At 32.9% G+C, this 10,756-nt stretch carries 7 protein-coding genes, 1 tRNA gene and 5 pseudogenes; 4 read left to right on the top strand and 9 right to left on the bottom strand.

The window, feature by feature from the left end; all coding sequences use genetic code 11:
- Positions 1-347 precede the first annotated feature (347 nt).
- Positions 348-638: pseudogene (locus tag ACFIJS_RS08135) on the top strand (type ISP restriction/modification enzyme); the annotation flags it as partial.
- A 536-nt stretch (positions 639-1,174) separates the two neighbouring features.
- Positions 1,175-1,763, top strand: a pseudogene (locus tag ACFIJS_RS08130) (hypothetical protein).
- Positions 1,764-2,279: 516 nt separating this feature from the next.
- On the opposite strand, the gene ACFIJS_RS08125 reads toward ACFIJS_RS08130, so the two are convergent.
- Both ACFIJS_RS08125 and ACFIJS_RS08120 read right to left on the bottom strand, forming a co-directional pair.
- A complete protein-coding gene (locus ACFIJS_RS08125) occupies positions 2,280-2,555 on the bottom strand; it encodes a hypothetical protein (protein ID WP_375651075.1) in 276 nt (91 codons plus the stop codon).
- Positions 2,556-2,800: 245 nt separating this feature from the next.
- A complete protein-coding gene (locus tag ACFIJS_RS08120; RefSeq protein ID WP_375651078.1) occupies positions 2,801-3,106 on the bottom strand; it encodes a BrnA antitoxin family protein in 306 nt (101 codons plus the stop codon).
- A 474-nt stretch (positions 3,107-3,580) separates the two neighbouring features.
- On the opposite strand from ACFIJS_RS08120, the pseudogene ACFIJS_RS08115 reads away from it, so the two are divergent.
- Positions 3,581-3,760, top strand: a pseudogene (locus ACFIJS_RS08115) (single-stranded DNA-binding protein); the annotation flags it as partial.
- 38 nt (positions 3,761-3,798) lie between these two features.
- Here the strand turns inward: ACFIJS_RS08115 and ACFIJS_RS08110 are convergent.
- From ACFIJS_RS08110 to ACFIJS_RS08085, 6 genes and pseudogenes are all read right to left on the bottom strand, one after another.
- Positions 3,799-4,343 (bottom strand): annotated as a pseudogene (locus ACFIJS_RS08110) (biotin transporter BioY); the annotation flags it as partial.
- Between the two features lie 256 nt (positions 4,344-4,599).
- Positions 4,600-5,169: a biotin transporter BioY gene (locus ACFIJS_RS08105; RefSeq protein ID WP_375651074.1), complete on the bottom strand. Its 570-nt coding sequence runs from the start codon at positions 5,167-5,169 to the stop codon at positions 4,600-4,602.
- Positions 5,166-5,820 (bottom strand): annotated as a pseudogene (locus ACFIJS_RS08100) (energy-coupling factor transporter transmembrane component T family protein). Before ACFIJS_RS08100 ends, ACFIJS_RS08105 begins: the two are co-directional and overlap by 4 nt.
- Positions 5,817-6,497, bottom strand: a complete 681-nt coding sequence (locus tag ACFIJS_RS08095; RefSeq protein WP_375618715.1) for an energy-coupling factor ABC transporter ATP-binding protein — start codon at positions 6,495-6,497, stop codon at positions 5,817-5,819. Before ACFIJS_RS08095 ends, ACFIJS_RS08100 begins: the two are co-directional and overlap by 4 nt.
- A gap of 43 nt (positions 6,498-6,540) precedes the next feature.
- Entirely contained in the window at positions 6,541-7,965 is a 1,425-nt protein-coding gene (locus ACFIJS_RS08090) for an amino acid permease (protein WP_375651077.1), read from the bottom strand.
- A 1,096-nt stretch (positions 7,966-9,061) separates the two neighbouring features.
- Complete coding sequence (locus tag ACFIJS_RS08085) at positions 9,062-9,265, bottom strand: SlyX family protein (RefSeq protein ID WP_375634991.1); 204 nt, start codon at positions 9,263-9,265, stop codon at positions 9,062-9,064.
- Between the two features lie 455 nt (positions 9,266-9,720).
- Here ACFIJS_RS08085 and ACFIJS_RS08080 point away from each other — a divergent pair.
- Positions 9,721-9,796, top strand: a tRNA-Thr gene (locus tag ACFIJS_RS08080).
- A gap of 108 nt (positions 9,797-9,904) precedes the next feature.
- Here ACFIJS_RS08080 and ACFIJS_RS08075 read toward each other — a convergent pair.
- Positions 9,905-10,756, bottom strand: an 852-nt coding sequence (locus ACFIJS_RS08075; protein WP_375651072.1) for a DnaB-like helicase C-terminal domain-containing protein, incomplete at its 5' end; no start/stop codon positions are given.

Raw genomic sequence — 10,756 nt, 5'->3', positions numbered from 1 at the left:
TGTTGTGCAAACCATATCATTTCCCCCCGCTTTTGAAGATTGTATAATTACACTGTTAAATGACAATCATACTCTCTATATGCTTCTTAATTTTGAGGTGTTGCATGTAATATAATTTGGAGCTTCACGTAAAGACTGTTATTCATAGAATATACCTAATTTATTGGAACTGTTACATATTAGAGACAATAAGATACTACCACTTATTATCGCCTGATAAGAAAAAACATCACAACTACAATCTATTTATGACAGAAGCAAAAAAGAGAGTTTGTAATGGCGTTACAGACGTAAGTTTTAAAGAAATTTTAATCTGTTTATCCTACTAAAGCCATAATAAAAAAGGATATCTTTATGAAGATGCTAAATCCTTTAAACATAAAAACAAAAAACAAACCCATTTATTTATAAATTCTATAGAAGACAGCACAACAACTGGTTTACAGCGGTGTAATGCCATCACAAATGAGAGATTAGCACATTTTAAAGCGTCTTATCAAAATGAGACTATAACAAGAGATGATATCTTTTATTATGGTTATGGTCTGCTTCATTCAGAATATCGCACTCGTTATGCTGATAACCTCTCTAAAGAATTGCCTCATCTTCCTTACATAAAAACTGCTGATGATTTGTGGATTGGATATGCATTTAAAGAGTGATTAAAAAGTTTTTTTAATGTACAATATATTTCTAGAAGCGAAAATGGCTCTGTAGTATCAAATTTATATAGTAAATAAATCCATTAATACAAATTAAGGATTTTAGGATACGCCAATTTCAAAATATTTGTTTTTTAAAACATGAATAGCCAGCATCAGCGCAAAAAATATTGCGGCAGTTATGAGTCCCTTTCGTGTATTTTTGAAATACAGAGTTTTTCTTTAATCTTTATGAAATGGTTGCCAATGCTATAGGATTTTTTGAAAGGTAGATTTGGGTATCAAAATGCAAGCGAGAGTGTGGGATTATGGAGCTCTGTGTTCAAAGCTATCATCAACTATAGATAAATCATAGACGAGGTTAACTAAAATATTAAAAGCAACTGGATGCAATAGAGGGCATTGCTATTAAAAGAAAAGCAAATGCTGAAAAAACTAAAAGATAGTTTGTGTCTTTATATCAGAAAATAATTTAAGAAATTGAGATCATAATTTTTCCACAGGAAATAAATATGTTTACAGATAAGCAGCGAAAAGCCTTTTATAGCGTTATAATTTTTACATTGGTATGTTTTTCAGGAATAAGAAAAAATCTTGACTTTATTCAGGGTATTTTGACATTCGCGTCTATTTCTTTGGTGATAGTAACAACTGTTTTTGCAATTTTATGCAATTCTAATATCCCTTCTGAGTTACAAAACAACCCACAATATAAATGCGGCAATACAACAGGTTGGAAGAGATTAACCTGTGAGTTACAAAAGTATATGCACAGTCTCCTAAAATTAATAATTTTAGCGCTTGTCGTTTTAATTTTCCCAAGTATTTATAAAGAAACTGTTTCTTTGCCTGTTATTTCTAAGTATGCGAAGCACAAGTTTCTTTTTCATTGGATACCGTACTTTGGTACTTAGATATTTCTCTTGGGTATTCAAATATTATATTTTGGTAATTTTTTTATTGTGTGTATTCTTACTTATGTTGCGTACACGCAGTTTAATAAATATATCTATTTACACGCTACAGTGCTCTATTAAAGAGCATACAGTAAAATTTATGATTTCATGCTTTAATTTTTCTTTTATATTGCCTTCATTATAAATACCATTATCATTTTTACTTGTTTTAATAGCAAATTTATGTTTAATAATTTTCAGTATTAAATATTATATCAAAATTATTATGTGTCTTTCCAACAAAAATTATATTTTTAAATACGGGATTTACTTCATATTTTTTTAAAAAGTTCAAAAAAACTCCTTTAAATTATTTTTTTCTTTAAATTTAATATCCAAGCCGAATTCTATTTCAGTATAATCATCCGTGGGAAATTCACCCAACAAAAGTTTAGCCATCTTTAGCAAGTTGTCTTCTGATTGCATTGCAAAAAAAGTCTGATTGTTTTGGTTGTGTATATTTCAGTTTTATCTCTTTAATTAAACGCTATTTTTTTTCGAACTCTTCCTTACCAACAATATCCGGTAAGATATCAATCGTTTTTGGGAGAAAAGATTTTTTATAGTGTAACTGCAAGAATTTGTTTAACTCTTTATTTGAAGAAAAAAGAGTGAACTCTATAGGAATCAAAATCCCAAAATATTGCTTATTCTGTTCAATCTAATTTTTAGAACGTGGGTTAAGAATATTCTGAAAATCGTTTTCAGAATCAATTACTTCAGGATTATAAGGACTATTTTCTCCTGTTAAAACGTAAATCCAATAGCAGATCTTCGAGTTCACAGAAAACTTTTCGATTATTAAGGTAGCACATTGATTATCACGGTTAAAACGGTATCTTCCTTCCTCTAAAAATTTATCAGCACCATTGATATTAACTAATTCTGTGGCTGGATCTATTTTATATTTATAAGAAAGGAAGTTAATGGTATTCATAAAGTCAACATAATCACAATGTCTGTAGTCCTATCAGATGGTAGATGCTAGCCAAGTTATCTTAGTGGTTATGAGAAGGTGGTGTATCTAAAATATATTGCATCGTTTAGAATCATTTAGCTAAAGATCAAAGCTATAAAATTTTAATTGCAAAGGCAATACGAGTTTTAAAGAACTCTGCAGTGAGAGCTGCTTAGATTTTTAGAATATGACTCCACCTTCCCTGCTTTTAAGTGGAGAAGAAATTAGGGCATTGAACAAAACATAGCGTCACGTAAAATGGCGTTAATCCGTGTTTGATATCCTTTTCCTTGACTTTTAAGCCACGCTAGCACGTCTGAATCCACACGCACAGTTGTAACAGTTTTCGTTGGTTTGTAGAATGGATTGAAAACGGCGTTTTTCCAGAACGCATCATTAAGTGGCGGAATATCTCTATGATCAATTGCACTGTTCGGCCTTACAGCCAGTTTATCAACTTCAACTCTCTGTTTATCTGTTAAAGGTGATAAGTTATCTACATCAATTTTATAACGAACTTTCTTCTTTATAACGTTTTCTCTTTTTCAAGTTGGCTCGCCGTGCTGAAATAACACGGATTACCTCTATGCAATCTTTATCGTCATAGAAAGTATGCGCTACGAATAGTAATAAAAAATCATCTACGAGCCCTCAAGCTTGCTAACCATATTCTCCGTTTTCAATACGATCTTGTTTCGCCATGGAGAATGGATCTGCAAAAATACATGCAACTATTTCAAAACTTAAACAGTGTTTTCTAGATTACTTTTTGTTTTAGCTTCATCCCATTCAAATCTTATTTTTATACCTTATATTAATAGCTTCATAAGGGTATTATGTATATCAAGAGTTTTAAATGAATACTGAATTATCCATGTTTTTGTACAATTAATATAATTTAATATTTTTAAAATTAGTGATTAATTAACTGAAAATATTAAAAAATAATAAATTATCCTAAAGCGTTATGCATATAATATGCAAATCGAATAAAACTTACAAGCATGTTGAATAAAATGATATTAATTGGCTATTTAGGGATTGCTCCTGAAAGCAAAAAAATGAATTTTTGTGCTGCAATATTCAATTTTCGTATAACTACCTTTGAAAGCTATACAGATAAAAATACCAATAAAAAAGTAGACAAAACAGAATGGTATTCCGTGGTACTTTTTAATCCACATACATTTGGCAAAAATTGTTCTTTAGTACAGAACTCCCTTTTTTCCGAATGAATGAGAGGAGCGATTTTTTAATAGCAACGCTACAAAGGATGCAATCAGCACTTTCAAGAAACCACCAGCCAAAAAACCTAATGAACTTATTAAAACTGTCATTAAAGGAACCTGAGTCATATAAGCTACCCATAGAACACCAAAAGAATAGACTATCCCAATGCCACCCACAGTATTTATTACAAATAATATTATAAAATTTAACCGCTGCCAAAACAATTCTACCATAAAGCCAATAGAAAATGTAGCAAATGGAAAACTAATCAGATAACCACTCGTAACTCCTGAAAAAACACTAATTCCACCACGACCACTAAGAAATAGAGGTAACCCAATCGCAATAAGAACAAGGAAAATAAGTGATGCTAAAACTCCCCTTTTCGCTCCAACTATAGAGCCTGCTAACATTGGAGCCATAGACTGAGCTGTAATAGGGACACCCAGAAAAAAAGAGATAAATAGGAGGAAAAAGACTCAAAACAGCGTAAATAGCGGCAAATAACCTAATATACACCAAATCTTTTGTATTCACTGAATTATTCCTTCACTATGGAAAAGCTTTCGTTATTGTTATATAATTAATAAAAAGTATCAGATTTATTAAAGTACACTTTAAATTCCTTAGATATAGAGAAAATACTATAATAATTTATTTTAATAATATTAATTATATAAATCATATTAGATTCTATAATGCTTAATTATAGCATAAATCACTATAGTTAAATTCAATAAACTTATTGTAATATATGAACATTATATAATAACAGCATAACAAAATAATACATTTATTTTAGCTTATTCTTATTATGCTTTGAATGAATGAGAGGAACAGATCTTTTAATCGCGAGTGCAACAAAGGATGCAATCAACACTTTTAAACAATCGCCTATCAAAAAACCTGATGAAGCCATTAAAACCTTCAGTAAAGAAACTTTGGTTATATACGCTGTCCATGGAACACCAAAAGAATAAACTATCCCAATGCCACCAACAGTATTTATCACAAATAATGTTATAAAATTTAACCGCTTCCAAAACAATTCTACCATTAAACCAATAAAAAATGCGGCAAATGGAAAACCTATTAAATAACCACTTGCAATCCCTGAAAAAACACTGATTCCACCACGACCACCAGGCAATAGAGGTAACCCAATCGCAATAAGAACAAGGAAAAGAAGTGATGCTAAAGCTCCCCTTTTCGCTCCAAGTATAGAGCCTGCTAACATCGGAGCCATAGACTGAGCTGTAATAGGAACACCCAGCAAAAAAGGAAGATAAATAGGAGGAAAAAGACTCAAAACAGCGTAAATAGCGGCAAATAACGCAATATAAACTAAATCTTTTGTATTCATTTGATTCTTCTTTCACATAAAAGACTTTGATTATTATGAGATGCTGTATCAATTATCAGCATCATAAGAACGCGCTTCCAATGCTTCAGCTACTTCTGAAGCCATTCTTATGGTTCGTATAATTAAAGGTATCGCAAGAGCGACAATGTTAGTGTTAAGTCCCCGTGCTTGCTGTGCTTCATGTACCTCATTAAACTTTTCACTCAAAAGAGGAATAAACCTAATCGCCATAGAGATAACCATACTCACTTTTGATGGATTCATACCAAAACAACGAAAGGGCTGGAGTCCTGCTTCAATTGCATCTACCATATCTGAAACTTTTGTTGTGAATGAAATAAGTGATGATAAAGAAAAGAGGATAACAAGACGTAATATGACCTCAACCCCCGTAAGCCAACCGCTAAAAATAGTTTGAAATACAAATAGAAGAACTAAAAGCAATCCCATCGATTTAAATTGCTTTATCGCAGTTTTGAAAGGGACCTTGGCGACTCTATAGAATAAGATGACCAACAACAAAAATAACCCAAGAAGCGCTATGGAAGAAACCATTATTATAAAAGTTCCACACGCCGTAAGAAATAATAACTTAACTCCAGGACTTAACCTATGAATAAACGTATCCCTTGGAATATATAAACCGATCATGACATTCTTCTTATATACTCCTTGATAGCAACAAAAGGTACATCATCAATTGCTATCTCCCCCTTATCAAAAACCAGCACTCTATCAAACTTTTTCAAAAACTCCAAATCATGCGATACAACTATTGCCGTTTGTGGTAATTCTTCTATCACTTGCGTAACGCGATGCTTATTTCGCAAATCAAGTAATGTTGTCGGCTCATCAAAAATAATGTAGTCTGGTTTCATTGCAACTACACCGGAAATAGCAACGAGTTGTTTTTGCCCACCACTTAATAAATGGACAGCGTGATTTCTGAAATCTTGAAGTTCATAGCGTTGTAAAATTTCATCTACACGCTCCTTAATTTCATCTTTATTAAGCTTTAAATTTTTGAGACCAAAGGATAAATCCTCTTCAACTAATGGTAAAACAATCTGATTATCGGGATTCTGAAATACAAATCCAACTTTACGCTTTACTGCTTTTGCATCGCGCTTGGTATCAAGCCCATCAACGCTTACAAAACCGTGAGATGGTAATTGGAGTCCATTAATAAGACGAACAAATGTACTTTTTCCAGAACCATTCGCACCTATAACAGCAATTCGTTTTTCGGTAAGCTGTACAGTAATATTTCTTAAAACACACAAATCACCAAAAACTTGTGTTACCTCATCAAATTTTATAGTCCCCAAGATTTATTCCAATCAATCCCTTTTATTAGCTCTTCTTTCTCTATCATTTCAGTTTATAACCTAAAAGTAATAATAAGCACCATAGAGGAATAATAATGACTGCCAAACTCATATCAGGCATCTGTACAGGAATATATGTTTCAAGAAAAGGCACGCTTATTCCTATCATATCAAAAAGTCGAGTCATCAATCCATTTTGCCCAAAACCACTGATAAACATAATGCAAAATAATAAAGCAAGAAAGCAGAGACAAAGATAGTTAGCGTAAGGATATAAACCAAACGCATAAGTAAAGTTGCCTTTTCTGTTCTTATGGGCATTGCGAAATTTCAAATGCACAATAACAATAATAGCCCAAGTAATCACTGCTGCTGCAGTTGCAAGAGCCATGATCCGCATGAAACTATTATCAGGAACAAGAGCATTAACAACGACAATCAACACCGTACAGAATGATGAAAAAAGGATAGCAATATAAGGAACACGAGCAGCACTCAGTTTACTAAAAATATGTGGTGCATTTTTTTGTACAGCTAAACTATAAAGCATACGGCCATTAGAATAAATGCCACTATTGTAAACAGAAATAGCAGCCATAATCACCACAAAATTCAAAATATGACCAGCAGCAGGAATTCCTATAGTCTCGAAAATTGTGACAAAAGGACTACCATTTTTTCCAATCATATTCCAAGGACTGATTATCATAATAATGCTGATAGAACCAATATAAAAAATTATAATCCTCCACATAACTTGACGAATAGCCGCTGGAATTGTTTTTTGTGGATTAGATGCCTCTCCAGCAGCAATACCAATAAGCTCTGTTCCTCCAAAAGAAAACATTACTACAGAAGTTGCTAAAACAACCCCTACTGCTCCATAAGGAAAAAAACCGCCATGGTCCCAAAGATAATGAATATTCGCTTGATTTTCCCCTAGTCCAGTGACAATGAGAAAAATTCCAAAAATAATCATACCAATAACAGCAGCCACTTTGATCAAAGCGCAAGCAAATTCAAATTCTCCATAAAAACGAACATTAAACAAATTAACAAATGTAACAAATAAAAGAACAATAAAAGATGTCTTCCAATGATCAATCAAAATCCAATGATCAAGGTAAAACCCTATCACTGTAAGTTCAGCCATGCTCACAAGAATATAAAGAAACCAATAATTCCAACCTGTTATGAAACCAGCTAATCTCCCCCAATATTTATAAGCAAAAAAACTAAATGCTCCTGAAGACGGTTCTTCTATTGACATTTCACCAAGCATTCGCATAATGAAATACATAATAAGCCCGCCGACAAGATAAGATAAAATAACTGAGGGACCAGCTAATTGAATTGCCTCGGTTGACCCATAAAAAAGTCCTGTCCCAATAACGCCACCCAAAGCAATCATTTGAATATGGCGATTTTGAAGGCTACGCTTCAATTCCTCGTGCTTTTTTTCAGACATCATACCTCACTACTTTTGTTGAACCTAACCTCAACTTTTATTGAAAAATTAGGCACCTCTTTCAAAAAACACAAAACAAACGTAAACTTATTTTCTTATCATAATGCAACTCCTTATTTTTTTGTGCATTATACGTATGTCCCGTTGAAGTTTTAAGAAAAAATATGCTCCACCCTTTATTTAAATTAATGTCCTTCATTTTCGTTACACTAACCATTATAGCATTGGTCATTGATAACGCACACTCTGTAATCACATCACATTGGACAACAACCCCCTTTAATAAAATTTTAACAAGCCTTCTGCAAACAGATATCTATCACCTTAATCAATCTCTATGCAAGGTAATGCCTGATTTTCTGTCCTCAATTTGCATTACTCTCACTTATTTACCCGCATGGTCTATCTTTGGTGCTTTAGCAATAGTATTTTGTATCTTAACTTACGAAAAACAAAAGCCTTTTCACAAAATATCATATACATATAACGAAGAGTACATTTGATCTTGAAAAAAACTTCTAGAGCTCTCTGTACTATACACAACAGGTATCGCTTAGAGCACCTCACCCTATTAAAACAACTGAAAATCACTTGATCATCAGAATGGATTAAAACGCTTTATTATAAATATATGCGCTCAGTTATAAATTATACGGGCTCAGTTATGATTTCTATAGATAATGATAACACTACTTCATTTGTATCAATTTAATAAAAACTAGCGAATAAACCTAACTCCCATCTATAGAAAACTCTGTACAGAAAAAACTTAACATATTGAAGTTCATATATTTTTATGGATGTTCCTTCATACTCTACAAAAACTTTTCTTAATTTTAGTACTAGAAATCACATATAAAAAAACGTCTTCTAATATCAGCACTCCTTATAAAATTGGAACTTCTTGAAATTAATGAAGAAGCTTATAAAAATTATTCTACAAGTCTAACAAAATGCGTTAAACAGAAACCAATCTGTAAATAATTGCAATTGTAATAAAGAATATTTCGCATCTTACTCCCATTGTGACATCCACCCTATTACATCTAAAAAAATCCAAGAGACTATTAGCAGAAAAATTTTAAGCACCTTCTCTCTATTGAGAAAATGGTAAAATAACAGCTTCAGTCACACTCTGTTCTTTTAAATCTGAAAATCGTTTCGCTAAAACATCAACTTTTTTAGATATCTCATCCAAACTTTTCCATTGATCAGTTACCACTCGAGAAAGTTCCTCAATGAATTTTTCTTGGTAAACTAGCTTCATTTCTAGTTCTATCAGCCGATCTTCATCCGACATGATTTTTACTCCCTCTTAAATAAAAAAACGTGATTAATTTTATTAATCCTCCTCCCTTTTTCTTCCCATAAAAATGAGAAGTAACTTTTCAAATAATTCTACTCATCTTATTTGCACATTATAAAAGGTTTATGATGATCTTTATTTTCCCAATCACTTATACAACAAATTTCTTTCTTAAGAATCAGAAAATGTTTTTATCTTTACTAAGTTATCTTGACACCATTTTTCATCCTAAAGATCTACATTCCCAGCTTCTTAATTTAAGTGCTATCGTAAATTGGAAAGCATTTTATAGCATTAAGGTCAAAGAATACTTTTCTCTGACTTTTACATACTTCTCCTTCAAATTATAATCATATGTATAAATTATTGAAAAAATGCATTCTTGCTTTTATACGTACTTTTAGCTATTACCCTCAAATTAGTTTTGTTTCATTGACTTACAAACCTATGCCGCATTAGCTCAGTTGGTAGAGCACATCATTCGTAATGATGGGGTCGCTGGTTCGAATCCGGCATGCGGCACCACTGTAGCTTGCCAGCAGGTTTTGTATATTTTGACACTAGGTTTTGTACCAATTTATTTTTTCTCAAAGAGTTTTAAAGGTGTTCTCAAAGGGTCTTTAAAGACCTTATCTAAAGGGTATTTAAAGCTCCCTTTAACGCGTTTTTCTGCTCCTCTTTTTCCAAATCACTAAAGCATGTAAAATCGGATTGAAAGGCAAGGGAAACGATTCCTGTCGGACCATGGCGTTGTTTTGCTATAATAACCTCAGCTTTGCCCTTGGCTTGCTCCATTGCCTCTTGCCATTTGCTATACTCAGAGGTGCCTTCTTTGGGTTCTTCATTTTTGAGATAATATTCTTCACGATAAACGAACAGAACAATGTCGGCATCTTGCTCGATTGAACCAGATTCACGTAAGTCGGAGAGTTGTGGACGTTTATCGGTTCGGTTTTCAACTTGACGCGAAAGTTGTGACAAAGCAATGATGGGAATATTGAGTTCTTTTGCAAGTGCTTTTAATCCGGTGGTAATGGCTGTAATTTCTTGAACGCGATTTTCTAATGAACGCTTTGAACCGCTTGTCATGAGTTGGATATAATCAATAATCAAGACATCTAGACCATGTTGTCGTTTAAGACGCCTTGCACGAGCGGACAATTGTGCAAGGGATACACCGCCCGTTTGATCAATATAAAGAGGGATTGTTTGTAAGGAACGCATTGCGTAAATGATGTTGGTAAATTGCTCTTCTGAGATATTACCACGACGCATATCGGAAGAAGAAACCTTTATTTGTTCTGAGATAATGCGAGTTGCAAGCTGTTCTGTTGACATCTCAAGTGAGAAGAAACCAACAATACCCCCTTCATTTTCTTGGCTATTGTCATGACGCTTGCAAGCATTGGCAATATTAAAAGCAATATTGGTCGCCAGAGAGGTTTTCCCCATAGCAGGGCGCCCCGCAAGGATAATCAAATCAGA

The sequence above is a fragment of the Bartonella sp. OT172YNZD genome, assembly GCF_042193725.1.
Classification (GTDB): Bacteria; Pseudomonadota; Alphaproteobacteria; order Rhizobiales; family Rhizobiaceae; genus Bartonella; species Bartonella grahamii_A.
The sequence above is the reverse complement of the archived record's forward strand: the minus strand, read 5'-3'. Positions and strand labels throughout refer to the sequence as shown.

Excerpts from the sequence above, each read along its gene's own strand:
- ACFIJS_RS08125 (WP_375651075.1), bottom strand. The coding sequence starts at position 2,555 with ATGAATACCATTAACTTCCTTTCTTATAAATATAAAATAGATCCAGCC.
- ACFIJS_RS08105 (WP_375651074.1), bottom strand. The coding sequence starts at position 5,169 with ATGAATACAAAAGATTTAGTTTATATTGCGTTATTTGCCGCTATTTAC.
- ACFIJS_RS08090 (WP_375651077.1), bottom strand. The coding sequence starts at position 7,965 with ATGTCTGAAAAAAAGCACGAGGAATTGAAGCGTAGCCTTCAAAATCGC.
- ACFIJS_RS08085 (WP_375634991.1), bottom strand. The coding sequence starts at position 9,265 with ATGTCGGATGAAGATCGGCTGATAGAACTAGAAATGAAGCTAGTTTAC.